This window comes from Dysgonomonas sp. 520 (assembly GCF_010501095.1).
Lineage (GTDB): Bacteria > Bacteroidota > Bacteroidia > Bacteroidales > Dysgonomonadaceae > QVMP01.
The window spans coordinates 174,717-200,285 of record NZ_QVMP01000001.1 but is presented as its reverse complement, the minus strand read 5'-3'; the positions used below and the strand labels follow the sequence as shown (position 1 = coordinate 200,285).

The following is a 25,569-nucleotide window of genomic DNA, read 5'->3' as shown; positions in this document are numbered from 1 at the left end:
GTGAAGGATCTGTTTTTAGAAAGTATAGATTCTTCGTTGCACTCAGAATGACAACGTTCGAGGAGCGAAGGCGACTCAATGACAAAAATGAGTAATACTTTGATAGTGCAATCTTACTTTTGGGACACCTTGGTTATCTTTCATTATCTAAATGTATCACGGGTAATCTGATGATAATATCGGCAAATGAACAAACGTTCGTTGTGGCACGAAGTTTGTTTGTGGGGTGCTTCTTCGAGTTGTTCTTCTAAATTGTTTATCTCTTCTTACTGTTATTCGTTCTTCTTGATGAATGTTTCTAATCTGTAGATTATCAGTGATTTTACTCTGGTTGTTATGGTTGTGTTTTTGATATAGTTAATGGTCTTATGTAGAAAAAAAGGAAAATAAATCATTTTTCACAATAGAGGTGTCAATTTTCAGTTTGTCTATGCTTTTTTAAGTAAATTGAAATTAAACTATTGTTAATAGTGTTATCTTGATGCAAAATCATGTAAAAAAGAATTACATTGTAGTTGTATTTATTTCAAACTAATGGGTATAGCAAGGCAATATTGAATAATTGCTCAACACACTTGGTTACAAACAAAACACTTTTATCTAACTTCTTTATTTTTTTTACATGACTACTATGCTTCTGAAGTTCATCTTGTGCGTTATTCTTGTCTGTTATTGTTCGTGCTGTCTGGCACGTCGTCTCTCACAATTTTACGCCAACGACAGCACCATAAACCAGATAAGGGAAGTTGCCACGGCAACATTGGAAAATGATTCGTTAAAAAATATCCGGAGTAGCGATCAGAATACGATACCTCCGCCGAAAACGCCATTGGAAAAACCCGATATCAAACCGGATATCGAAAAACCGAACATGAAAGATATATTACCCTATCAGGATAAATTGGCAATGCCTTCGGCATACACGTTTTTTGAGAAGCCTGAAAAGAAGACATCTTTTTTCAATAAGCCGTTTGCAAAATACATAATCCCATCCACCCTTGTCACGTACGGAATAATTAGGCATGCCACCGGAGGATTTAAAAATGTGGATGAAAATCTACATGAAGAAATGACGGAGCATTTTGCGAAGAAAAGAACATTCGACGATTATTTGCAATATGCGCCGACTGCGGCTATTTTTGGTCTCGATTTGGCTACGAATCTTAGAGCCAAGCATAACTTGAGAGACAGGGCTATTGTAACTGCAACTTCTTATCTCATAATGACAACCGCCGTGCAAACTACTAAAAATCTGACCAAAGTTGCCCGTCCCAATAATGGCTCCCTCAATTCATTCCCTTCCGGTCATACGGCTACGGCATTTGTCGGGGCGCATATTCTTTACAAGGAGTACAGGGATGAATCGAAATGGGTTGGGATTGCAGGATATACTGCTGCCGCAACTACCGGATTTATGCGTATGCACAACAAAAGACACTGGTTCAGTGATGTGGTGACAGGTGCAGGGGTTGGCATCCTGAGTGCAGAACTGGGATATATGTTACTGCCGGCTTTCCATAAGTTGTTCGGAATAAAAGAATCGAAAAAACAAATAGCGATTGTTCCTGCCATAACTCCCGAAAATATCGGGATCGGAGGTGTTTTTACGTTCTGAGAGGGGTTAGTTGCTGTTGAGGCACTTGTTGGTCGCAATTTGTGATATTTTACTCTCATTTTCTACCAAGTCAGTTATAATTTCTATCAACTGGCTTGCTTTTTTTTCCCCGTTGGGCATCAGCGGAAAATGAACGATATACATCCCGTCTCTGGGGTCGGCTTTCATATCTTGTAGAATGTCGGGGTGGTTTTTATCCAGATAATAATTCAGAAAAACATTCCAGTTGTATCCGCTCATGTAAGCATCGCTATTTCTTCCGTTTAATTTTTGTCCTATTCCTGCTATTTTGTCCTGTTTTACATAAAGACAGATTGATAAATCGTTAGAGCTTTCATCTTTGATTTTTGCGAAATAGTTTTTAATCATGGATCTACTTTTTGTATTTTATGTTATGAAGTAATCAATACTTTTTATTCATTGATGTCGATCAGTATTTTGGATTTCACTATCAGAAAAATATTCTTTTGGTTTGCACATTTTACGGGTGGAGTAGAACCCCACTCCTACAATAAAAAATTGTTAATGTAGGGGCAGGCCTTTGGTCTGCCCGAAAGTAGGGGCGTAAAATTTTACGCCCTTATGACAACAATATCGGGCGAAATATTTTTCGCCCCTACTGAGGTTGTGCAAACTAAAAGAACGTATTAAGTAGCGAGAGCAGAAGCAAAATTTATTTTGATTATGCCGAGTCACGCAAAACGACTAATGTAATTGAACGATTTTAACTACCGATTCACACTATCATAGACTTTTAGAACAAGAAACAGCAATAAAAAGTTTTTGTTTTTTAGGAAAATTAAGGAAATAGAATGGCGCTGGATGTTTAAGCGCAATGCGTGTTGATAGGCGATGTCTGAGATTCTTTATATCTTTGTCTTTCACAAAACTAAAAAAGATAAAAGAATAGATGAAGGTCTGTATTGCAGAGAAACCAAGTGTTGCACGTGAAATAGCGAATGTTTTGGGAGCCAAAAACCGGAAAGACGGATACATTGAAGGAAACGGCTACCAGGTGACATGGACTTTTGGACATCTTTGCACGTTGAAAGAGCCTCACGAATATTATGCGCAATGGAAAAGCTGGCGATTAGAAGTCTTGCCAATGATTCCCCCTCGCTTTGGTATAAAGCTGATAAATAACGACGGCATTGCAAAGCAGTTTTCGGTTATTGAGTCGCTGGTTCAGAATGCCGATGAGGTTATCAATTGTGGTGATGCCGGACAAGAAGGGGAGCTTATTCAACGGTGGGTGATGCAAAAAGCAGGGTGCAAATGCCCTGTGAAGCGTCTTTGGATTTCATCGCTGACAGAAGATGCGATAAGAGAAGGTTTTCAGAAGTTGAAAGACCAATCCGATTTTACCAAACTTTATGAAGCTGGTTTGTCCAGAGCTATTGGCGATTGGCTGCTGGGTATGAATGCGACACGGCTCTATACGATCAAATACGGGCAGAACAAGTCTGTATTGTCTATCGGGCGGGTTCAGACCCCTACACTTGCCCTTATTGTGAACCGTCAATTGGAAATAGAGAACTTTAAACCCGAGCCTTATTGGGAATTGAAGACCTTGTACAGGGAGACTACGTTTTCGGTTACAAAAGGACGGTTTACGACACAAGAAGAGGGTGAGAAATTTCTTGAGGAAATAAAAGGCTCTTTGTTTGAAATAACGGATGTGACGATCAAGAAAGGAGAGGAGTCTCCGCCTCGTTTGTTCGATTTGACATCCTTGCAGGTAGAGTGTAACAAGAAGTTTGCTTTTTCGGCGGAAGATACCTTGAAAACCATTCAGTCGTTGTATGAGAAGAAACTGACGACATATCCCCGTGTAGACACAACCTTCCTGAGTGATGACATCTACCCTAAAGTGCCTGATACTCTTAAAGGATTGATCGGCTATGAGGATTTGACATCGCCGATACTTGGAGGGGAAAAAATACTGAAATCGAAAAAAGTCTTCGATAACAGTAAGGTTACGGATCACCATGCCATTATCCCGACAGGGGTAAGAGCCAACAATATGAACGAAAACGAGCGGAAAGTGTATGATCTTGTTGCCCGTCGTTTCATCGCTGTTTTTTATCCGAACTGTAAAATATCGACTACCACCGTACTTGGCGAAGCAAATAAGATAGAATTTAAGACAACAGGAAAGCAGATTCTTGATGCGGGGTGGAGAATTGTTTTCGAGAAGAAACACTCTGCACAGCAGGATGAGGACGAAAATAGAGACGATGAAAATATCCTGCCCACATTTGAAAAAGGTGAGTCGGGAGAACATGAGCCATCGTTGACAGAGAAATGGACTACACCTCCAAAATATTATACCGAAGCCACTCTTCTGCGTGCTATGGAAACCGCCGGAAAGTTGGTTGACGACGAAGAACTTCGTGATGCCCTGAAGGAAAACGGTATCGGTCGCCCGTCTACACGTGCGAATATTATAGAGACTTTGTTCAAAAGAAACTATATTCGTAAAGAGAAGAAAAATCTTTATGCTACGGTTACCGGGGTTGAGTTGATACAGACAATAAAGGAAGATCTGCTTAAGTCGGCCGAATTGACAGGTATTTGGGAGAAGAAACTTCGCCAGATTGAAAAAAGCGAATACGAGCCAAAGGCTTTTCTTGACGAATTGAAGCAAATGGTTGCGGGCATAGTGCATAACGTTAAAAATGATTGGGGCAGAAGCATCACGATTGAGGAGGTTGTGAAAGAAGAAGAAAAGCCGAAGAAAGAGAAGAAACCTTCAAAACCCAGAGAGAAAAAGGCTTCTGCAGCAAAGAAAAAAGAAGCGAAAGAGGCAGGTGTAAAAGAAGGAGATGTTTGCCCTGTATGCGGAAAAGGAAAAATACTGAAAGGAAAAACCGCTTATGGTTGTTCCGAATGGAAAGCCGGTTGTTCGTTCAGGCAATCATTTTGAAAAATAAAATAAGCTATTTTATAGCTGTACTATTAAAAAATGGAGTTTATGTTGACCGATTGGTTACATATGGTCTTAAAAAAAATAGACAACGCTACTTCAGTACCAGATAATTATAAAAAAGAAAAGGTTGTCTCACGACAACCCCAATCTTAATTGTTAACCTTAAATCTAATACCATGAAAAACACAGTACAAAGATATGAAGTTTTTTATGTTGTACAACATGTTTTGAAAAAAATATTTTTCAATTTAAGTGTATTTAACACACTGTTGGCTTGGTGGGTTATTGTTTGTGGTTTTAATTGGTTGATACATAGATGTATAGAAAATGCAAGGGTAACAAATCTGTTACCCTTGCATTTTCTATATTACCCTTATTTTTTCGTCTTCTTACATTTCTACACTCCTAGTACTCATCCTCGTTAAAGAAAAAGTCTTCCTTACTTGGATAATCAGGCCAAATATCTTCGATTGTATCGTATATTTCACCCTCATCTTCAAGTTCTTGCAAGTTCTCTATTACTTCAAGAGGCGCACCCGAACGCTGAGCATAATCAATCAACTCTTCTTTTGTTGCGGGCCATGGTGCATCTTCCAGTTTCGATGCTAATTCTAAAGTCCAATACATAATACTTATCCTGATTTGTTAATACTCTATTGTTTAATTTTTCGCAAAAGTAAAATAATAATTACTATTTGCAAGAGGTATCCCAAAAAATTTCACTTCCATTTTTCACGCTTTCTTGTCTTGCCAATAGAAAAAAGTAGTCGGAAAGCCTGTTTACAAACATAAGTACGTTGCTGTCGACAGGGTATTTTTTTTTCACTTTATATATACATCTTTCGGCCCGGCGACATACCGAACGGCAAATGTGAGCACGAGAGGCGGACTCGCTACCTCCGGGTAATACGAATTGACGTATTTGAGGTAGTTCGCTGTCTATTCTGTCCATTTCGTTTTCCAGCAATGATATGTCTTCATCCTTGATAATACTGGCTTCTTTCGGCGGCATGCTTTCGGTTTCGGTGGCAAGATACGACCCGACCGTAAATAGCTTATGCTGAACGAAAGACAATATTCTGTGGGTGTTTTCGTCTTCTATCCGGCATATCAGAAAACCCGTGAAGGAGTTTAGTTCGTCGATGGTTCCGTATGCGTCTAACCTTACGTGGTCTTTGGCTACTCGTGTTCCGCCAACAAGCGAGGTCTTTCCCTCATCTCCGGTCTTTGTATATATATGACTTTTTTTCATCTTTTAACGTATTTATTCAGAAATTGAGCCTGTAATTCCTCTTGTAAAACCTCTTGTCAAAAAACAATACGCCTATGTTAAAAAGGTCAAGAGATACTGTTACTTTCTCCGATTGCTTTAACATTCTCCATAACATTTGATTCTTTCTTTTTGTTCGTATTCCTTTTATAATAATGAAAGTTTCTTCGTTGCAAAGAGGAAGAATGTATGAAAGAAACAGATCATAATCAGCAAAATAGTTCTTAAGGTCGACAATTATACAGTCTTGAATATCATTGATGTGCGGCAGGCTATCTGTATGGAGGTTGATGCTTCTGCCCCAATCGTTATAGAGAATATTCGCTTTTTCGCTTTTTTTTGTTGATGGTTCGTAGCAGTTGCATCTTATGCTGCTCGATGATGCAGAGGCATACAATGTTGTCTGCCCATCGCCGGAACCTATTTCCAGAATATTCTTAGCACTAAAATGGTTTATAATTCTAAAAACAAACCTGTTATATTTCTTGGAATGTTGTTTTACATTGTCATATTTCGATATGAAATTCTGAATGTCATCAAATGCATAGTATTTCCTTTTTTCTTCAATGACATTAGTGATAAGTGAGAAAACAAAAGGGGAGTGAATTCCATGCCCTCTTCTATGACGTATTTTTTGAAGAATACGGGTACCGATTTTCGATATGCGGTAGATTTTAGGCATGTTTCTGTTTTCGTCAATTTTTTATCCATCGCAAAAATAGGATAAACTTTTGTTTAGCCAAAACAATTGGCGTATATCTCACCCGATGATGGTAGCCACAATCTTTCTATTACCTCCATAATTACGAAATTCGCAAAGGTATATACCTTGCCATGTGCCCAGATTAAGCCTGCCTCTTGTTATGGGGATAGTGAGACTAACGCCTGTTATTGTTGCTTTTGCGTGAGCGGGCATATCGTCACTGCCTTCGAGAGTATGCACATAATAGGGCTCACGTTCTTTCACGAGCCTGTTGAAAATACTTTCCATATCGGTGCGCACATCCGGATCGGCATTTTCGTTTATGGTGAGGGCGGCAGAAGTGTGCTTTATAAACAGATTGAGTATGCCGGCATCAGGCAAATCAGGGAGATTTCGTTCTATCTCATCCGTCACCAGGTGAAACCCCCTGTTTTTTGCTTTCAGTGTAAATTCGACTTGTGAAACCATGTCTTTTAAAAATAAGTAACATTAAGATTTTCAGCCGAAGCAAATTCACGAAGTAAGTCCTGCATGAAATCGACAGCCTCGGATAATCCGTCCTTTCCGCTATATCCATTTACGATTGCCAGCAAATGAGAAGTGCCGGGCTCTATCTTTGTTCGTTCGTTATCGCTTGTCGGCGTACCGATTCCCCCTGCATTGTCACGGTATACAGGCAATCCTTCTATGTTGAGCATACCCCGCCCGATAGCTTCGTAGGGTTCGTCTTTCTGTCCAACACCCAAGACGATATTGTTTCCGGCTATTTTATCCGCATCAAACCCTCCGATAGAATAACCCGTGGACATGGATACAAGGTTTATAAGATCAACCAATGTGTCAACCTGATAAAGTGGCAGATCTCTCAGTATCCGTCTTCTCAGGCTTTCGGCAGACGGGCGATAGCGATTCGGGTCTTTGCCCAGTTTTTTGTAAGCCTCGCGAGTGGCTGTTATGGGCGCATTTTTTTTGATGTCTTCAATATGAGGATTATGTATCTTGTATTCTTTGATGAATGTATTTATCTTTTCCCATAATCCGTTGTTGTGAGTGCTGTTTTGTACATCTGCGAGTATGGCTGCTCCAACAAAACGAGGACAGGCATTTTTTATTTCGTCGGCTACTTGTATATTGAAGACTTTCTCCATCGTTTATATTCTGAAAATTTGGAGCAAAAATACAGATTATGCCTCTATTTTGTAAAACTTTAAGACAGAATATTACCTCTTTGAACGAGGATTAATATATATTTGTTAAATATAAAACCAAAAATTGCAGTTATGAGAATAATACCAGATTCAGAGTTGATCATAAACAGTGATGGCAGTGTATTTCATTTGCATATCCGCCCCGATCAGTTGTCCGACAAAATAATCATGATGGGAGATCCTGACAGAGTGGGTCTTACCGCCTCTTTCTTCGATAGCATAGAGTGTGAAGTACAGAGCCGCGAGTTCAGAACTATCACCGGAATGTATAAAGGAAAACGTATTACGGCTTTGTCGCATGGCATTGGTCCTGACAATATAGATATTGTGTTGACGGAGCTTGACGCTTTGGCTAACGTAGATTTTGAGACTCGTGAGGTGAAAAAAGAGTTTAAGCAACTATCAATGGTGCGTGTAGGAACATCGGGAGGCTTGCAGCCTTATTGCCCCATCGGGTCGTATGTTGTGGCAGCTAAGTCGATTGGTTTTGACGGCGTTTTGAACTATTACGAGGGACGAAACTCGGTTGCCTTGTTGGAGTTTGAAGAAGCCTTTAAGAAACACGTCAACTGGTCGCCTTTGCATTGTTCGCCTTACGTGGTTGAAGCCGATGCCGAATTGGTGCAGCGAGTGGGGCACGATATGGTGAAAGGCGTGACAATATCTGCAATAGGATTTTACGGTCCTCAAGGGCGGTATGTGCGTATGCCTCTTGCCAACCCCGATCTGAACAGTAGAATAGAAACTTTCAAATACGGGGAAGATATGGTTACCAATTACGAGATGGAAAGCGCTCCCCTTGCAGGATTAGGTCGATTGATGGGGCATAAGGCAATGACCGTATGCACTATCATAGCAAACCGCCTTGCGGGCGAATCGAATTCGAATTATAAAGGTTCTATCGAAGATCTGATTGTAAAAGTATTAGACCGTATTTGATGAAGCCCGAAACAAAGAAAATATGGAAAAGAATAATGGCTGTCGTAGGCATTGTTCTTTTCCTCGTTATAGCCATTTTGGTTTATGCCAGTTGGAAAGTGCCTCACGATACGGATGCGTTTGTTTTTGATGATGTAGGGGATGTGCCTCCCTGTAAGGTCGCTTTGGTGTTAGGTGCTTCGAAGAATTTGGCGAACGGGCAATCAAATCCTTATTTCGACTACCGTATTCGGGCAGCCAAAGAGTTGTATGAGGCGGGTAAAGTGAAAGCCTTTGTGGTTAGCGGAGATAACAGGAGGCATAGCTACAATGAACCGGAGGACATGAGGCAGGCGTTGATGAAGGAGGGGATACCGGATAGTGTAATTTATCTCGATTATGCCGGACTTCGTACTTTGGATTCGGTAATCAGGATGCATAAAATATTCGGACAATCTTCTTTTATAGTTGTCTCTCAGAAGTTTCACAATCAACGGGCAGTGTTCCTTGCTCAGGATAATGGATTGACTGCGTATGGCTATAATGCGGAAGATGTAGCCTTAGGGCGTTTTTCTTTTAAAACAAAAATCAGGGAGAAATTCGCGTTGGTAAAGGCGCTTGTCGATATTGTCCTGAATAAGCAACCCAAACATCTGGGCGAACCGGTGCATATTGAATAGATATTAATCGAATAAAGTGTTATTTGATTAGTTATGCCAATCAGTAGTTGAGTTTATTATAACAAAAATGTTCTTTTAAATTGTATAATATTTTTCGCCCCTACCTTCGGGCAGAGCAGAGCCCTGCCCCTACAAAACGCTCCCTTCCATCCTGTCGTTATATGGGATTTGCAATCCCATGCTTGGGTGCTATCCGGATTTTAAATCCGGAAAATAATAACTCCGAGGTTACAAACCCCAGAGGACAAAGATGGTTCAGCTATGCTCAAACAACTTTTTGTTCGTGTCGCTTATCTGCGCTGTGTGGGTACCTTGTCAATTAGCCAAATGTCGCGTTTACGCCCGTCAGGCAGAACGGCATCTGCTCTGCCCGAAGGTAGGGGCGTAAAATTTTACGCCCGAATGTCAGGGCGAATGTTTATTCGCCCCTACACAATATCGAATAAAAAAGAAGGCGCAGGTGTGTCAAAAGTAAATTTTAGTGTCTTTTTGTCATCCTGAACAGAGTGAAGGATCTGTATTATAGAGCTTAGATTCTTCGTTGCGCTCAGAAACAACGTTCGAGGAGCGAAGGCGACTCAATGATAAGGATGAGTAGTATTTTGATAGCGTAATCTTACTTTTGACATCCCCCCCGACAGAAAAAACAATGTTTACAATCCTAATTCAAGATAAACTTTAATAATACAAAATGACTGTCAGATACGATTATGAATCATTGGCAAAATATAGAATATCTGAAAAATGGCAATGCTGTGCAAAGACACTCTTTTCGGGTGTTGAACGAAACGGGCATATTGTCCATTCTTAAAGACTTTGAGCCTATTGTGGTTGGTACTATCCCGATAAATATTGATATTGAGGGCAGTGATCTGGATATTGTCTGTAATGCTTCCGATCCGGAGCGTTTTCGGCAGTTAATAAAAAAGGAGTTCGGCAGTTTCGATCGTTTTAGGGATGATATAAACCAATCACGTTATGTAGCCGGATTTTTCTATTCAGGTCTTGAAATAGAGATTTTTTCTCCATCTGTACCCTCTGTCATGCAAAACGGTTACAGGCATATGGTTATTGAAGACAGAATCCTGAAATTAGGAGGGGAAAAGTTGAGGCAAGAAATAGTGAAGCTGAAAAAAGAAGGTTACAAGACGGAACCCGCTTTTGGAAAGTTGCTTAATTTAGTAAATCCGTATCAAGACTTGTTGGGGTTGATGGATATGACAGACAGTCAATTGATGGACATTATAAAAAAACACTTGTAGTGCATTTATAGCTTTAATGTTAAAGTATTCATGATGAAATTTTTATTTAAACTGTCATTCTGAACGAAGTGAAGAATCTGGGCTTTTAGTCTTAGATCCTTCGTTTTACTCAGGATGACAAGATGATTATGTATTATCTTTCAATCTGTTGCCTTTTATTTTTTAATGCACTACGAGTAAAAAAACATTTCCTGATACAGTGATCTGTAAAAGGAAATGTTTCGTATATCACTTCAAAGCGAAAATTATTTTTCTTCTTCTTTTGTTTCTGTAGTTTCTTCTTCGGCTTTTTCTACAGTCTCAAAGTCTATATCAGACTCGATGAGAAGGTTGTACCAGTTAATCAGTTTTTTGATGTCTGCGTTATAAATGCGCTCTTTATCAAAATTTGGGAGCACTTCGCCAAGAAATGCTTTCAATTCTTCGGGTTTTGCGGTTGATGGTGTGGAGGCTTTTGCTCCGTTTTCTTTTTGCTTGATACTAACCAAAACATCTCTCAAAGGAACTTCGTCTTCTGTTGTATACATTGCGATATCGCCCAACGACACAACTTTATCTCTAGCATAGATAGGCATTCTTTTTTTATCGGTCAGTGACTCGACAATAACCATGTTTTTCGCGTTAGAAACCAATTTGAACAAGCCGGGCTTTCCCGAAACAGACAAGATAGTCTTCAACATAATTCTAATATTTTTCTTTTAGTAAATGTGTGTGTGCTTAATTAAAATATTGTGGCAAAAATAGTGCGATTGACGTAAACAACACATATCATTTTCATAAATTATTTTAATAAAATTGTACAGCTTTGATAATCAGGGTAAATGTTTTAAAAGAATTTTAGCTTTGAAGCATAAATAATACTTTTTTCGTTGTTGAACAGTAGCCTGAAGATGGAATATTTGAGAGAATATGAATGTTGAGGAAGTGGATACAGTTTCAGATTACGAAATTCTTGCATCGTATCTCTTATCGTGTCCTGATCCATTTTCAATAGTATCAGGTTTATGATCATATCTACCGTGAGGAAGTTGATTTTCCTTTTCAATCCGTTTCTGACGGGTTCCGAAAAATTATTTGAGTCCTTAAATGCCAATAGTTCTTTGGTTACGAAGACGCTATCCTTCAAGCGCTTTCTGATAAAGTCTTTATTCCTTTCCTGAGTTATTGAGTTTGGACGCTGTAAATATCCATAGACGAATAAATCTCTGAAAACAACACGCTGGGCAAAGGCAAAGGCTTGAGGTATGAAAAGCTCGTCTTCGTGATAAATACCTTCCGGCATTTCTAAAGAGTGCTCCCTCAATAAGGAAGAAGAAAATAAAAAAAGACAAGCACCACCTTTCAGATTGAAGTTGTTTAGGTATTTTGCACCTGTCATAGTTTCGTCGTAAGGCACTTTCCTTTTCACATCCTGTTGTTTGCCACCTGCAAAAATTTCTTTCCAGTTGAAGCCTATGATATCAAAATCCCCACCGATCTGATTGATTAACGGATTTAGGGTGTCGGGAAGCAGATAGTCGTCCGAATCAAGAAAATGTATGTATTTTCCTCGGGCATCCATTAACCCTCTGTTACGAGCAGCGCCTAATCCTTTGTTCTCTTGATTGATAACTTTAATGAAAGGGTAGGATTCTTTCAACTGTGCTATGATTCGGGGCGAATCGTCTGTGGAACCGTCGTTTACAATGATTATTTCATAATCGCTCAAGGCTGCATCCTGCGAAATGATACTCATAATACATTTTTCAACGTATTGAGCGACGTTATACACAGGTATGATAAAACTGATTATCATTCTTTTTCAAATGATGATTTTTGGGGCAGAATGGAGTTGAATGCCGATTGTATTTTTTTGCTTAATCCATCGAAGTCTGTTATGTTTTCACTGTCGTTTATGCAGATTTGTTTACATTTCTGCATCCTGATGATATTGCAGATGTCGTCGATAGTGTCAGTCGTTATGTCAACATTTTTACCGTCTGTAAATTTATTTACAGGAGAAAATTCTCCTTTTGCCAGATGCCAATATCTGAATATCCATTGGTTTACATCTTTGTAGTATCTGAACCTTGTGATACCCGCATTACGCAAAAGATCGGGTTCGGCTGTCCATACTTCTTCAAATGTTTTCTTTCTGAACGACTGGTGAAGATGATGTCCCAACAGTCCCGGAAATTTTTTCCAAGGCAGCAAAAGTAGAGACTTTATCAAGAAGCCACCATACTTGAGGTTTATCCATTTCGACAGGTTTTTCCTGATAACCATGTTTTTATTGAAATTACGGTTTATCGCCATGATCCCATTTGTGAAAAGTTCGGGCGATTCTATCGGGAATATAGGGTCTAAAACAGCCGAATCGCAAGGTAATCCATTTCTGAAAAAATCGGAAATGGGAGCTTCTCTCAATAAGAACATATCGTCGTTGACGTATATAAATTTCTCGCTAAGCCCTTCAATCCGATGGAGGTTAACCTCTATTGTTCGGGAACTGAATGTTGGGAGATATTCTTTCGGAATATAATCTTCATGCCTCACCCAATGGATTTTAGGGTGGTTGATATCGAGCCATTCCGGTAATTCGCCGGATGTGATGAAGTGTATTTTTCTGACCCACGGAGCAAAACACTCAATGCCTCGGAACCAGTATCTTAGCAATCCCCAATCGCGAAATCGGATTACTCTCTTATCCCCATCTTTCGATAATTTTGCATATTGCTTGTATCGCTCCTGCCATTCCACATTATTTCCGTCTACCCAGGGGATTACAATATCTATCGGTTCGTTTTCCGTCATATTGAGATTAAGTATTATGATAATAATAAAACGTATAAAAGTAAATATTATTTTAGACATTTAGTCTATCTTTGCATTCGTTTGACCGATAATAGGCTTTATTTGATGAAAATTTTACTCTTGGGCGAATATAGTAATCTGCATTGGACCTTGGCTCAGGGACTGAGAACCCTGGGGCACGATGTGACTGTTATATCTTCGGGAGACAGCTTTAAAAGTTATAATAGAGATATTACTCTCAATCGCAAAAGTTATGGTATCGTCGACACCTTCGAGTACGCATTTTCTGTTTTAAATATATTTCGGTCATTAAGAAATTATGATATTGTTCAGATAATAAACCCACTTTTTCTTAATCTGAAACCCCAACGAAATATGCAGGCTTTCAATTATTTGAAAAGGCATAATGGCAGGGTGTTTTTAGGTGCATTCGGAACAGACTCGTTTTGGGTGAGAGCTTGTCTTGACGGAATGTTTCGGTATTCAGAATTCAGTAAGCCCGAGCAGGATAATTATTCGGCACTACAACAATCGCTCATTGATGACTGGCTGGGTACGGATAAAGAAACCTTATGTAAAGACATAGCTTCCTCTGCCGATGGGATTATAGCATGCCTTTATGAGTATTTCGAATCTTACAGACTTTATTACCCTGACAAGTTGGCTTTTATACCCGAACCCGTCAATACGCACGAGTTGGTTTTCAAGCAACGAGGCAATCAGGATGTTGTGAATTTCTTTATCGGAATACAGACGAAAAGATCACAGTTTAAAGGTACAGATATCTTATACAGAGTATTGCAAGAGGTTCACAGTAAATACCCTAAACAAAGTGCCATACAAAAAGCAGAATCGCTTCCTTTTGAGGAATATGTGAAGATGATGGCTGAGTCGGATGTCATTTTAGATCAGTTGTATTCATACACACCTGCCATGAATGCTTTTACGGCAATGGCGCAAGGCCTTGTTTGTGTAGGCGGGGGCGAACCCGAAGGATATGAAATATTGGGTGAATATACCAACAGGCCAATCGTAAATGTTACTCCCGACGAAGAAGATATTTACAAGAAATTAGAAAACCTGATACTGAATCGGCAAGAAATTCCCGAATTGTCGAAAAATAGCCGGATTTTTGTCGAAAAACATCACAATTATATCAAAGTTGCGCAACAATATGTCGATTTTTGGACAAAATAGGGTAGTGCACTTAATTAAAATCTGACCGGATTAATCTCTTCCTTAAGCTATTGACGGGGTATAGTATTGCAACAACTCCTATCGAGCAGACTGTAGCAAAAACAGCGATAATATCCAATATCTGCACTTGCACGGGATATGCGTCAATAATGAATGCGCCCGGAGTTTCGCCCAGTTTCAGTAGTCCGAAATATTGTTGAAGCAGACACAATATCAATCCCAGAATAAGACCTACGATGGCTCCCGATATGGATATCATCCACCCTTCGAACATGAATATCTTTACAATCAGGTTGTTATTGGCTCCCATATTCTGGAGGATTCTGATATCTTCTTTTTTGTCGATGATAAGCATAGACAACGATCCGATGATATTGAACACGGCAATAACCAAGATAAAGGCAAGAATGAAGAATGTCACCCATTTTTCAATGCTGACCATCCTGTACGAATCTTCCTGTTGCTGAAAGCGATTCTTTACCAGATAATTGTCACCCAGTATTTCTTCCATTTGTTTTTGTACGGCATCTACCGATATGCCGTTTTTCAGCTTTATATCGAGAGATGTTACTTCTCTGTCATATCTGAATAAGGTTCGAGCCTGCTCTATTGATATAAGCAACAATTGCTCGTCGTATTTTTGCTGATTCAGCGCAAATATCCCTCCGATGCTTGCATACTCGGTGGTAAATGCTGTGGCAGGGTTGGATAAGTTCACCTTTACATTCCTTTTGGGTGCGTAAATTTCCAGATTGGAAACAAGGTTGGCTCTGACCCTTAAATTCATGGCTAGTCCTGCCCCGATAACCCCGTAGTATACATCACCCTCTTTCAATTTAAACTCACCTTCGAGGATAAGGCTGTCTATGCTTGCCAGATGTTCAAATTGACCGGAAACGCCTTTCACCACCACAGGCAACTGCCTGCCTTCGAACCGAAGAAGGGCATTCTCTTCTATGGCTTCCGACACAATGTCGATCTCGGGTAGAGCCGTTGCTTTCTGTATCAGCGAATCACCCGGATCAAAGGCTTTCCCTTTAGCCGGAACGATCTGTAATTGAGGATCGAACGAACTGAACGTTTTTGTCACAATTTCGGTAAATCCGTTGAATACGGACAATGTGCAGACCATCGCCATAGTGGCTATTGCAATACCACATACCGAAATCATAGAAATCACATTGATTGCGTTGTGCGATTTCTTGGAAAAGAGGTATCGTTTGGCTATGTATAGAGAAACGTTCACCCGTTTTTGTCTTCGGTCTTGTTGTCTTTGTTCAGCAGTCTGTCTATGTTGTCCAGATAATCCAGCGAATCGTCCAGAAAGAACGTAAATTCGGGGATAATACGTAATTGTTTGCCCAGGCGTTGTCCTATATCGTAGCGGATAGCTTTTACATTGGCATTGATATTCTTGAGAAGTTCCGCTCCTTTTTCCGACGGAAATATGCTCAGATATGCTTTCGCTACACCAAGATCGGGACTTATCCGTACCGAACTAACGGAAACCAGAACTCCCGTCATTTGCTTCGTCTGGAGCAGGAAAATGTCGCCTAGCTCTTTCTGTATCAGTCTGTTTATTTTTTGTTGCCTTGTCGATTCCATAATGTTTGTTATATATTGGGATAATCGCCCTGAAAATGAAGATACAAAGATAATGAACTTATTTCTTGTTCAACTTTTTGGTGTCAAAAAGTTGCAAATACGTCTGATGTTTATCGAGCCTGTATCTGTTTTTTTACTTTCGGATATAAAAATGTTTGCATGATGCCCCGCATCGAAAGGTAAATGATAAACGCAAACCAAAGGGCATTGTTGTCCCAGAGGGGATACAAAGCATAAAAAACAATGAAGAAACAGGCGGCAGACACAAACATCGAGTTTCTCATGTATTTGGTTGCGGTGGCTCCGACAAAAATTCCATCCCAGAGGAAAGCCGAAAAACTGGCTATCGGTATCAGTAATGCCCACAACTGAAATGGTTTGCTTGCCTCCACAATGTTCTGTTTATCGGTGAGGATGTGAAATATCGGATTAATGAACAGTCCGTAACACACTGTAAATAGCAATGCAAATGCCGTTCCCCAGATGAAAAGCCTTTTGATGAGGATTTTCATCATGCCGATGTTTTTACCCCCGATGAACCGTCCGGACAAGGCTTCGGCGGCATAAGCGAAGCCATCCATCATGTACGAGAACAGCATGAACAACTGCAACATCAACGTGTTGACGGCTAATATCGTGTTGCCCATCTTTTCCGATTGCGAAGTGAAGAAGGTGGTAACGGCTATCAGGCAAAGTGTTCTGAGGAAAATATCTCTGTTCACTTTGAAAAAGGGGATAAATGCCTTGATGTCTTTCAGTATATTCAGGTTCAGATATTGTCTGAGAAAGTGATGTCTTCCCGCAGCGGCAACCATAGCCATTGCAAAGCCTGTGTATTGTGCTATTACGGCGCCCAGTGCTACTCCTTTGATCTGCATGCCCAACACAAATACGAGTACGAGGCTCGACCCTATGTTGACAATGTTGACAACGATGGCTATATACATCGGGGTTTTGGAATCCTGCATGCCGACAAACCACCCCGAAAATGTGTACATGCCGAGAATAGCGGGTGCAGCCCATACGTAAATGTGAAAATATTCCGACACATACGCTTGCAGGCTAACATCAATACTCATCAGGCGGAAACACAATCCGAGGATGAGGTTTTGTATCAGGATGATAACCAAAGCTGATATGAAAGCTATGAATAATGAGCGGAAAAGCGAATCAGTGATCGACTGTTTGTTGTCTGCCCCATATGCCTGTGCGGTGAATCCGCTTGTGCCCATACGCAGGAACGAGAAGTTCCAGTAGATGAGGTTGAAGATCATAGCGGCGATGGCAATGGCTCCGATATATAACTCGGAGTCAAGATGCCCTACGATAAACATATCCACCATGCCCAATAGAGGTACGGTTATGTTGGATATGACGTTGGGGATAGCCAGCCGCAAGATTTGCTTGTTCATGAATGCAAAGGTAGCAATAATTGGAATAATGGAAAGAACCGAAAGGGTGGGTGAGAGGCTTAACGATTAGGAAAGGTTAACCCGTAGTGCATTTAAGACTTTGGTGTTAACTTATTTGTTATAAGATTTATATCGATTTTGTCATTTTGAACGAAGTGAAAAATCTGTGTGTTTTCAATTACAGATCCTTCGTTTTACTCAGGATGACAATATAAATATGTATTATACTTCAGTTAGTTATCTTTTATTCTCTAAATGCACTACGGGTGAAAGGTTATAAAAATTAAAGATATGGATAAAACAGTCCGATATAAAAGGCATTTTTACTTTTTTTGCTAACTTTGTAATCCGTTTTAAAAACTTCTTATGGCCAATACAGCAGAACAATTTGAATACGTAATTGCTACGTGCAGGACACTTTTCGAGAAAAAACTGGCAGACTATGGAGCCTCGTGGCGGATACTCAGGCCACAATCCGTAACCGACCAGATATTGATCAAGGCAAAGCGCATCCGCAGCCTTGAAGAAAAGAAAGTGAGCATGGTGCAGGAGGGCATTGCCTCCGAATTTATAGGTATAGTCAATTATGGTATTGTTGGCCTGATACAACTCGAATTAGGGTTTACCGATGTGGTCGACATCACGCCCGAGAAGGCTATGGAGTTGTATGATAAACACATGCTGGTGACGAAAAACCTGATGTTCGCCAAAAATCACGATTACGACGAGGCGTGGCGGAATATGCGTGTCAGTTCGTATACCGACCTGATTCTCGTGAAAATTTTCCGTACCAAGCAAATTGAGGAAAACGAGGGACAAACATTGGTTTCGGAAGGGATAGACGCCAACTATATGGACATGATAAACTATTCTCTTTTCGGGCTCATAAAATTAGAATATCCAGAAGATTAGTCGGAAAGATGAAAGGTAAAGGTTTGTTGATGAAGATTTTGGTTGAGGTTGCACGGTTTCTGTTAGGCGCAACGTTTGTCTTTTCAGGCTTTGTTAAGGCTGTCGACCCGATGGGTACTGCCTATAAGATACAAGACTATTTCCTCGCTTTCGGGATGGAATCTTTCACCGGATTGTCGCTGACATTATCCATTGCTCAGGCAGTTCTAGAATTTGCTTTGGGTGCATTCATGCTGGTCGGTATCTATCGGCGGGTGACAACTATCTGCGTCTTGCTGGTCATGCTTTTTATGACGCCACTCACCCTGTATCTGGCAATAGCGAATCCTATTTCAGACTGCGGATGCTTCGGCGATGCGTTCATTATTTCCAACTGGCAAACATTTTACAAAAATATCGTCTTGCTTGCGGCATCAGTGCTTGTTGTGTGGCGGTTTTACCTGATTACCAACTTTTTCACAGGAAAATTCTACTGGTTGGTAGGTATTTTTACCATTTTCTACATAACCGGATTTTGTTTATACAACACCACTTACGAACCTGTATTCGATTTTCGACCTTACAAAATAGGGGCAGACTTGCCCAAATTGATGAGCGTGGAACCCGGCAAGGGAGATGTTTACGAAAATATACTGGTCTATGAAAAAGACGGTGTGAAAAAAGACTTTACGGAAGAAAATTACCCTTGGCAAGATTCGACGTGGACATTTGTTGAAATGACCACAAAGATGATAAAAGAAGGAGAAAAACCGGCGGTTCAGGATTTTGAAATAATCCGCTTGTTTTTCAATCCGGAGAAAACCGAAATCGTAGCCGATGAAAATATAACACAAGAGGTGCTTGCCGATACGGGATATGTTTTCCTGATGATTGCATACTCGTTGCCCGAAGCAAATGTTTCATATCTGAGCAACCTTGAAGATGTAAGCAATTATGCGAACGATTATGGTTACAAGTTCTATTGCCTCACTTCTTCTACGTCTGACGATATAATAAAATGGGAAAAAGAAAATGCCTTCAATTATACATATTGCAAGACTGACGAAAGAACTCTGAAAACAATAACACGTTCCAATCCGGGACTTGTATTGCTAAAAAACGGTGTGATCATCAACAAGTGGGCATCGCTCCAGGTGCCTCAGGAAAGTGACTTGATTAAACCTTTAGATGAATTAAGTATCAATAAAGTAGCAACAGAGGAAAAGACAAACGAAAACTGGCGTATTTTCCTGATTCTGTTATTTGTTGTACCTTTACTGACTGTTAAGTTTTTCGACTTCATCATCTATCAAAGAAAGAAAACTATTGGTTAAAATAAATAAACAAATTAATTTACAATCTTATGAGAAAGAACATTGTAGCAGGAAACTGGAAAATGAACAAGAATCTTCAGGAAGGTATTGCTTTTGTTGAAGAATTGCAGGTTGCTTTGTCAAACGTAGACAAAATCAACTGTGATGTAGTTGTAGGAACTCCTTTCATTCATTTGGCTAATGTTTCGGCTGCTATCAATACAGGACTTATCGGAGTGGCTGCGCAAAACTGCGCCGACAAAGAATCGGGAGCTTACACCGGCGAGGTATCGGCTGCTATGGTAGCTTCCACAGGTGCTAAGTATGTGATATTGGGTCACTCGGAACGCCGTCAGTATTATGGCGAAACTGACGCTAAACTAAAAGAAAAAACACTTTTGGCTTTGGCTAACGGCCTTACTCCAATCTTCTGTATCGGCGAAGTGTTGGAAGAAAGAGAAGCCGGAAAACAAAACGAAGTGGTGAAAGCTCAGATCGAAAACGCGTTGTTCAACCTTTCGGCTGAAGAGTTCTCTAAAATCGTTCTGGCTTACGAGCCGGTTTGGGCAATCGGAACAGGCAAGACTGCCACTCCCGAACAAGCTCAGGAGATGCACGCATATATCCGTAAAACATTAGCCGAAAAATACGGCAAAGAAGTAGCGGACAATACGTCTATACTTTATGGAGGAAGCGCAAATGCCGCTAATGCGAAGGAACTATTCTCAAACCCGGACGTTGACGGTGGTTTGATTGGTGGTGCTTCGCTTAAGGTGGAAACTTTCCTTCCTATTGTTCAGGCTTTCTAAAAAATCTGAATATATAAAGTCACAGAGGCAAAACCTGCTTCTGTGGCTTATTAAACTAAAACAAGAGAAAAATGAAACTACATTTTTATTTTCTTATAGCCTTTGTTATGACATCATTCAGTGTGATGGCTCAACAAGATGTTGAGGGGGAAGTAAAACTCTATCAGGACGAAGCTATAAAAAATCTGATAGGTTCGCCCCGCAAAGATTCTACTATCAATCACAATAATCCTGATTCTACTTACGAAGGTGATGGCGAGGTACATAAAAATGCTCCAATCGACGGACGAAAGGGAAATTATCGGATTCAGGTATTTTCGGGAAATCAAAAAGACTCGAAAAAAGAAGCGATGTCGAAAAGAAGCCTTGTGAAAGAACGGTTTCCATCTATGGTAGTTGATGTGCAATACGAGTCTCCTATATGGAAAGTGAGAGCCGGATATTTTACTAACAATGCCGATGCTCAGGCCGCCTTGTACGAACTGAAAAACGCTTTCCCTGCCTTCGGACGGGAAATGTATGTGATCAGGGTTGCTCAAAAGAAATAAAGGTCACTGGTCTTTTGTTGCTTTAACAGGCAAAATAACCCCAAATTGTAGGGATCGGGCTCAGCTTTGTCTGAGGAAACTAAATAGAATTTAATCAATCACTTAGGTGATTCTTAGTTTATCTTATTGAAAAATGATAGAAAGTTCGCAAAACAGTGACGAAAAGGACATCTCTTCACTGGCAGGTCATTATAAAGAAATAATTTCTCTCTTGGGCGAAGATGTCAATAGAGAGGGACTTCTCGATACGCCCGAAAGAGTAGCCAAGGCTATGGCTTTCCTTACGAAAGGGTATAACGAAAATCCGGAAGAAATACTGAGAAAGGCTCTGTTCAAGGAAGATTATCGCCAGATGGTGATAGTAAAAGATATTGATTTTTATTCACTCTGCGAACATCACATGTTGCCATTCTGGGGAAAGGCACATGTTGCCTACATACCCAACGGGTACATCACCGGACTGAGTAAAATACCTCGTGTGGTTGATGTTTATGCCCGTCGTTTGCAAGTGCAGGAGCGCATGACAAGCCAGATAAAACGCTGCATACAGAAAACGCTGAATCCTTTGGGCGTGATGGTTGTGATAGAGGCACAACACATGTGCATGCAAATGCGTGGAATAGAAAAACAAAACTCAATAACAACAACATCAGACTTTACGGGCGTGTTTGAACAGGCCAAAACACGGGAAGAATTTATCAACCTGATAAAAGGAAGATAGCTGCCATCTTCTAAAGCTATGAAAAGTTATATTTATAAACTGGGGAACAATGTAAAAATCTTGCTTCTATTATTCTTTTTCACCTTGTTCCTTCTGGGTGTATCATATGTTTTTGTACTTGCATATAATTCTAATGCTTCTTCTCAAAAGAATAAAACAGAATATTATAATGACCCTATATTAGATAAAGACTTCTATAATTATTATAGTGCACACGAAAACTCTGCTACAAAACAGTCTTATAAAACAGCCAAAGTCAATAAAATCTACAAGGCTCTTTTGCCTTATATACTTTTAGCTATCATAGCTTGGTTTGTTATTGCCTATTTTTTTCATACTGTTATCATCGAAAAAACAACACGTTCCCACCCATTATGTAAAGAAGAATTTGACAGGGTGTATGTAATAACGAGAAGGTTATGTAAACGATACGATTTACCCATGCCTAAAATGAATGTCATTTACGACAGGTCGTTCCACCTATGGATGAAAGAATTGAGGCTTTGGAAAAACTTGCTTCTGTCAAAAAAGATATCCCTGTTCGGTAGGACGGATTTTTCCCAGATGACGATAAGCTAACTCGGTAACTTCACGGCCTCGTGGGGTGCGTTTCATAAAACCTTCTTTGATGAGGAAAGGTTCGTAAACTTCTTCTATTGTACCTGCATCTTCGCCCAATGCCGTAGCAATGGTAGTGATTCCCACAGGGCCTCCCTTAAACTTGTCGATGATGGTGGTAAGTATCTTGTTATCAATTTCGTCCAATCCGTATTTGTCAATATTGAGAGCCTCAAGGGCATAAGCCGCTATTGCCTTATCAATGACTCCTGTTCCTTTCACCTGCGCAAAATCACGAACCCGTCGCAACAAGGCATTGGCGATACGAGGTGTTCCCCGACTACGGGACGAAATTTCGGCGGCGGCATCCGTGTCGCACTCAACTCCCAGAATATCAGCCGAACGAAGAATGATTTTAGTCAATGTCTTATTGTCGTAATACTCCAAGTGCATGTTGATGCCAAATCGGGCACGCAAAGGGCTGGTAAGCAGTCCGCTACGGGTGGTTGCGCCGATAAGTGTAAACGGGTTCAGCTCAATTTGTACGGAACGTGCGCTGGGCCCTTTATCTATCATTATATCAATGCGATAGTCTTCCATTGCACTGTACAGATATTCTTCCACAACGGGAGACAGACGGTGAATTTCATCTATGAAAAGGACATCATTTGCTTCTAACGAAGTCAACAACCCTGCCAAATCGCCCGGTTTGTCCAATACGGGACCGGATGTAATCTTAAATCCCACGCCCAATTCGTTGGCTATGATGTTCGACAGCGTTGTTTTACCCAATCCGGGAGGACCGTGCAACAGAGTGTGATCGAGCGATTCGCGGCGCATTTTGGCCGCCGTCACAAAAATGCGAAGGTTTTCAACCACTTTATCCTGACCACTGAAACTGCCAAAACTCAGAGGACGAAGCGCATTTTCAAAATCATTTTCCGAATTATTGAAACGCTCGTTACGTATATCGAAAGATTCTTCCATAATTAAATTAAGCCAGAGACAAAAGTAAGCATTTTGCCTCAAAAACAGAGCAGTTTCTCCTTTTGTGACAGATATTTTTCGCTAGTGATAGAGAATTTGTTTCCCAACCGGCAATCAAGCAGGGGCGAAATATTGTACAATTTAATTGAGCTTTTATCAAAAGAGAGGAGTGTGCCGTAATTGAATCGACACACCCCTCCTGTTTTGGCAAGTTGTTGTTAAGAAAGAAGTAGGGATTAGTTTTTAACTTGCCTTGATAATTACCTTCTCGGCAAACCATTTTCCTTTATAATATGCTTTCACAAAGTAGACACCGGATGACAAATGGCGAATGTCGGCTTCTATAATTTCTCCTTCTTTAGGTTTCATCCGTAGCAATGATTTACCGGCCATATCAACAAAATATAAGTCTTGTGCTTCTTTTTTGAATTCTACTTTCAAAACGTTACTGCATGGATTGGGATACACCTTCATGATGTCGCTTGATGTCAGTGCCGATACATCCTCTTCGGGCGATTCGTCGTACGGGTTGGGTACGTGCTTGTCGCTGGCTTCTTCTTTTTTCAAAGCTTTGTCCCACTTCGAATTTTTGCAATCGGGCATTTGCGTGTATTGTTTGATGACACGGACTATTGCATCGTTCAGTTTTTCCACATCCCATTTGTCGGTGGTTGGTTTTATGTGGCTACCGCCAACACCACTGTCGTCTGTAAGGAAAATATAAGTTCCGTTAGTAGCCAGAGCCAAACAGCGCATCAGGTATTCACCGTCTTTTTGCATACCACTGCAAACGATAGGAACCAAACGTATGCCCTTTTCCGCAGCCAGACGGGTTTGCTCCGCTATGCGTGCAATGCTGGTGGCATCGTCGTGAGCAGGAGCATCCAGAACAAGAAATGCAATACGTGCCAATGCGTCATCGTTCCAGTTTTCGTTGGCAATGGCTTCATACATAGCTTCATCCACAGCTTCGGGGTAATCGCCGCCACCGTCAGCCCTTTGACCTTTCAGAAAATTGATTGTATTGTCTATATCCGCATCCAACGACGATTTGCGAACCAGATATTCGTCACCTTTGTCTCTGTATACAAGACTGCCCATGCGCAATTGAAAATCAGATTGCTGTTCTTTTACCCTTTTTATTATATCGTTAAGTTCTACTTGCAGGTATCTGATTTCATCACCCATCGAACCGGTAGCATCCACAACGAAGAATATGTCGATTCCGTTTCTGATATTGCAATCGGCGTCTATCTTTGTTGTGTTTATCCCTTGTGTAAATGGAATAATCCGGGTCAATTCTGTTTTTTTTCCGTCATAATCGAACACAAGTTTCAGGTTTTCGGTAGAGGTTTCTTTTTCGAGAGTAAATAAATCTGCCCATAACTCGGCTTTTCCGGTATTGTCGGTGCGTGTTTTCCACAAAACCGTTCCAAATTCGTTCTGCAAGCTTACTTCCGCATTCACTACGGGCATACCCTGCCTGTTTGTCAATTGAGCCATGTAGCGATCTAAAGGTCTGTATTTCCACTTGTTCAGATATGTTTTGAAGTCTTTGGTCAAGATGTTTTCCCATTGATCCCATTTCGCAAAATCGCTCAACTCTCCTGCTGTGAGCGTTCCTGAATTGATGCCTGAAAAATCGCTGTCATGATATTCTCTATAGTCAGCAATGCCATCGCCAATGAAATAATCACTACTTGAACTTTCCATAGCAACAGAAGCCGACATTTCGGCAAACTTGTCAGCGCTGATTTTTGCAACCGATCCTGTAATGGTTTTTTTCTTGCTTATAGCATGGCCCATAACAACTGTTTCATCAAGTGTATGCGAGTCTTCTTGCAGTACTATTGTGATGTTATTGGTTTTTCCATCAACCTTATATTCTTGTGTTTTGCAACCGATATAACTGAAAACAACTATATTGTTTGTCTTGAGATCGGGTATATCTAGTGAAAAATTTCCATTCAGGTCGGATACTGTACCGATCGTGGTTCCTTTAATCGTAACGGAGACACCTATATACGGATATTCGGTTGTGTCAACAATTCTGCCTTTCAGAGTGAAACTTTGGGCGTGAAGAGCCAGAACGCTCGCAAGCAGTAGGCATAGAGATACAAATCTTTTCATAGTGTTATGTTTTTTTATTT

The 25,569-nt window shown here is 40.5% G+C and carries 27 protein-coding genes; 13 read left to right on the top strand and 14 right to left on the bottom strand.

Features of this window, described 5'->3' with window-relative positions; translation table 11 throughout:
• Positions 1-631: 631 nt before the first annotated feature.
• Positions 632-1,615, top strand: coding sequence for a phosphatase PAP2 family protein (locus D0T56_RS00865; protein ID WP_163318253.1), 984 nt, complete (start codon positions 632-634; stop codon positions 1,613-1,615).
• Between the two features lie 6 nt (positions 1,616-1,621).
• On the opposite strand, the gene D0T56_RS00860 is transcribed toward D0T56_RS00865, so the two are convergent.
• Positions 1,622-1,984 carry an Imm51 family immunity protein gene (locus D0T56_RS00860; RefSeq protein ID WP_163318252.1) on the bottom strand — a complete coding sequence of 121 codons (363 nt, stop codon included), beginning with the start codon at positions 1,982-1,984 and terminating at the stop codon, positions 1,622-1,624.
• A gap of 541 nt (positions 1,985-2,525) precedes the next feature.
• Here D0T56_RS00860 and D0T56_RS00855 point away from each other — a divergent pair.
• Positions 2,526-4,541, top strand: coding sequence for a DNA topoisomerase 3 (locus D0T56_RS00855; protein WP_163318251.1), 2,016 nt, complete (start codon positions 2,526-2,528; stop codon positions 4,539-4,541).
• A gap of 408 nt (positions 4,542-4,949) precedes the next feature.
• Here D0T56_RS00855 and D0T56_RS00850 read toward each other — a convergent pair whose 3' ends face one another.
• From D0T56_RS00850 to D0T56_RS00830, 5 genes are all read right to left on the bottom strand, one after another.
• The gene (locus D0T56_RS00850) at positions 4,950-5,171 is read right to left on the bottom strand and encodes a DUF2795 domain-containing protein (protein ID WP_163318250.1); all 222 of its coding nucleotides are present in this window, start codon (positions 5,169-5,171) and stop codon (positions 4,950-4,952) included.
• Between the two features lie 64 nt (positions 5,172-5,235).
• Positions 5,236-5,796: a cob(I)yrinic acid a,c-diamide adenosyltransferase gene (locus D0T56_RS00845; protein ID WP_163318249.1), complete on the bottom strand. Its 561-nt coding sequence runs from the start codon at positions 5,794-5,796 to the stop codon at positions 5,236-5,238.
• 16 nt (positions 5,797-5,812) lie between these two features.
• The gene (locus tag D0T56_RS00840; protein ID WP_163318248.1) at positions 5,813-6,496 is read right to left on the bottom strand and encodes a class I SAM-dependent methyltransferase; all 684 of its coding nucleotides are present in this window, start codon (positions 6,494-6,496) and stop codon (positions 5,813-5,815) included.
• 78 nt (positions 6,497-6,574) lie between these two features.
• Positions 6,575-6,985, bottom strand: a complete 411-nt coding sequence (locus tag D0T56_RS00835) for a secondary thiamine-phosphate synthase enzyme YjbQ (RefSeq protein ID WP_163318247.1) — start codon at positions 6,983-6,985, stop codon at positions 6,575-6,577.
• Between the two features lie 5 nt (positions 6,986-6,990).
• The gene (locus tag D0T56_RS00830) at positions 6,991-7,665 is read right to left on the bottom strand and encodes a B3/4 domain-containing protein (protein ID WP_163318246.1); all 675 of its coding nucleotides are present in this window, start codon (positions 7,663-7,665) and stop codon (positions 6,991-6,993) included.
• A 132-nt stretch (positions 7,666-7,797) separates the two neighbouring features.
• Here D0T56_RS00830 and D0T56_RS00825 point away from each other — a divergent pair, with 132 nt between their 5' ends.
• The 4 genes from D0T56_RS00825 (at position 7,798) to D0T56_RS00810 (ending at position 10,585) form a co-directional block, all read left to right on the top strand.
• Entirely contained in the window at positions 7,798-8,664 is an 867-nt protein-coding gene (locus tag D0T56_RS00825; protein ID WP_163318245.1) for a nucleoside phosphorylase, read from the top strand.
• Complete coding sequence (locus tag D0T56_RS00820) at positions 8,664-9,323, top strand: vancomycin high temperature exclusion protein (RefSeq protein WP_163318244.1); 660 nt, start codon at positions 8,664-8,666, stop codon at positions 9,321-9,323. Before D0T56_RS00825 ends, D0T56_RS00820 begins: the two co-directional genes overlap by 1 nt.
• A 261-nt stretch (positions 9,324-9,584) precedes the next feature.
• On the top strand, positions 9,585-9,824 hold the full coding sequence (locus D0T56_RS00815; RefSeq protein ID WP_163318243.1) for a hypothetical protein: 240 nt from the start codon (positions 9,585-9,587) through the stop codon (positions 9,822-9,824).
• Between the two features lie 209 nt (positions 9,825-10,033).
• Entirely contained in the window at positions 10,034-10,585 is a 552-nt protein-coding gene (locus D0T56_RS00810; RefSeq protein WP_163318242.1) for a DUF4269 domain-containing protein, read from the top strand.
• Positions 10,586-10,830: 245 nt separating this feature from the next.
• Here the strand turns inward: D0T56_RS00810 and D0T56_RS00805 are convergent, their stop codons facing one another.
• The 3 genes from D0T56_RS00805 to D0T56_RS00795 all read right to left on the bottom strand — a co-directional run bounded on the left by D0T56_RS00805 (position 10,831) and on the right by D0T56_RS00795 (position 13,438).
• Complete coding sequence (locus D0T56_RS00805) at positions 10,831-11,265, bottom strand: DUF5606 domain-containing protein (RefSeq protein ID WP_163318241.1); 435 nt, start codon at positions 11,263-11,265, stop codon at positions 10,831-10,833.
• Between the two features lie 146 nt (positions 11,266-11,411).
• Positions 11,412-12,380, bottom strand: a complete 969-nt coding sequence (locus tag D0T56_RS00800; protein WP_163318240.1) for a glycosyltransferase — start codon at positions 12,378-12,380, stop codon at positions 11,412-11,414.
• Positions 12,377-13,438: a stealth family protein gene (locus tag D0T56_RS00795; protein ID WP_163318239.1), complete on the bottom strand. Its 1,062-nt coding sequence runs from the start codon at positions 13,436-13,438 to the stop codon at positions 12,377-12,379. The genes D0T56_RS00800 and D0T56_RS00795 overlap by 4 nt, the downstream gene beginning before the upstream one ends.
• 45 nt (positions 13,439-13,483) lie before the next feature.
• On the opposite strand from D0T56_RS00795, the gene D0T56_RS00790 reads away from it, so the two are divergent.
• Entirely contained in the window at positions 13,484-14,575 is a 1,092-nt protein-coding gene (locus D0T56_RS00790; RefSeq protein ID WP_163318238.1) for a glycosyltransferase, read from the top strand.
• A gap of 10 nt (positions 14,576-14,585) precedes the next feature.
• On the opposite strand, the gene D0T56_RS00785 is transcribed toward D0T56_RS00790, so the two are convergent.
• The 3 genes from D0T56_RS00785 to D0T56_RS00775 all read right to left on the bottom strand — a co-directional run bounded on the left by D0T56_RS00785 (position 14,586) and on the right by D0T56_RS00775 (position 17,592).
• Entirely contained in the window at positions 14,586-15,821 is a 1,236-nt protein-coding gene (locus D0T56_RS00785; protein ID WP_163318237.1) for an ABC transporter permease, read from the bottom strand.
• Positions 15,818-16,180: a 30S ribosome-binding factor RbfA gene (gene rbfA / locus D0T56_RS00780; RefSeq protein WP_163318236.1), complete on the bottom strand. Its 363-nt coding sequence runs from the start codon at positions 16,178-16,180 to the stop codon at positions 15,818-15,820. Before rbfA ends, D0T56_RS00785 begins: the two co-directional genes overlap by 4 nt.
• 110 nt (positions 16,181-16,290) lie before the next feature.
• Positions 16,291-17,592: an MATE family efflux transporter gene (locus D0T56_RS00775; protein ID WP_163318235.1), complete on the bottom strand. Its 1,302-nt coding sequence runs from the start codon at positions 17,590-17,592 to the stop codon at positions 16,291-16,293.
• Between the two features lie 366 nt (positions 17,593-17,958).
• On the opposite strand from D0T56_RS00775, the gene D0T56_RS00770 reads away from it, so the two are divergent.
• From D0T56_RS00770 to D0T56_RS00745, 6 genes are all read left to right on the top strand, one after another.
• On the top strand, positions 17,959-18,504 hold the full coding sequence (locus tag D0T56_RS00770; RefSeq protein ID WP_163318234.1) for a DUF1599 domain-containing protein: 546 nt from the start codon (positions 17,959-17,961) through the stop codon (positions 18,502-18,504).
• 8 nt (positions 18,505-18,512) lie between these two features.
• Positions 18,513-19,817, top strand: a complete 1,305-nt coding sequence (locus D0T56_RS00765; protein ID WP_163318233.1) for a BT_3928 family protein — start codon at positions 18,513-18,515, stop codon at positions 19,815-19,817.
• A 29-nt stretch (positions 19,818-19,846) separates the two neighbouring features.
• Positions 19,847-20,605: a triose-phosphate isomerase gene (gene tpiA / locus D0T56_RS00760; RefSeq protein ID WP_163318232.1), complete on the top strand. Its 759-nt coding sequence runs from the start codon at positions 19,847-19,849 to the stop codon at positions 20,603-20,605.
• Between the two features lie 71 nt (positions 20,606-20,676).
• Positions 20,677-21,153 (top strand): SPOR domain-containing protein, encoded by a 477-nt coding sequence (locus tag D0T56_RS00755; RefSeq protein WP_163318231.1) that lies wholly within the window; start codon positions 20,677-20,679, stop codon positions 21,151-21,153.
• 133 nt (positions 21,154-21,286) lie between these two features.
• On the top strand, positions 21,287-21,874 hold the full coding sequence (gene folE / locus D0T56_RS00750; RefSeq protein ID WP_163318230.1) for a GTP cyclohydrolase I FolE: 588 nt from the start codon (positions 21,287-21,289) through the stop codon (positions 21,872-21,874).
• Between the two features lie 18 nt (positions 21,875-21,892).
• A complete protein-coding gene (locus D0T56_RS00745) occupies positions 21,893-22,453 on the top strand; it encodes a hypothetical protein (RefSeq protein ID WP_163318229.1) in 561 nt (186 codons plus the stop codon).
• Here the strand turns inward: D0T56_RS00745 and ruvB are convergent.
• Both ruvB and D0T56_RS00735 read right to left on the bottom strand, forming a co-directional pair.
• Positions 22,397-23,419 carry a Holliday junction branch migration DNA helicase RuvB gene (ruvB, locus tag D0T56_RS00740; protein ID WP_163318228.1) on the bottom strand — a complete coding sequence of 341 codons (1,023 nt, stop codon included), beginning with the start codon at positions 23,417-23,419 and terminating at the stop codon, positions 22,397-22,399. The genes D0T56_RS00745 and ruvB overlap by 57 nt on opposite strands.
• Positions 23,420-23,662: 243 nt before the next feature.
• Complete coding sequence (locus D0T56_RS00735) at positions 23,663-25,549, bottom strand: carboxypeptidase-like regulatory domain-containing protein (RefSeq protein ID WP_163318227.1); 1,887 nt, start codon at positions 25,547-25,549, stop codon at positions 23,663-23,665.
• Positions 25,550-25,569 lie beyond the last annotated feature (20 nt).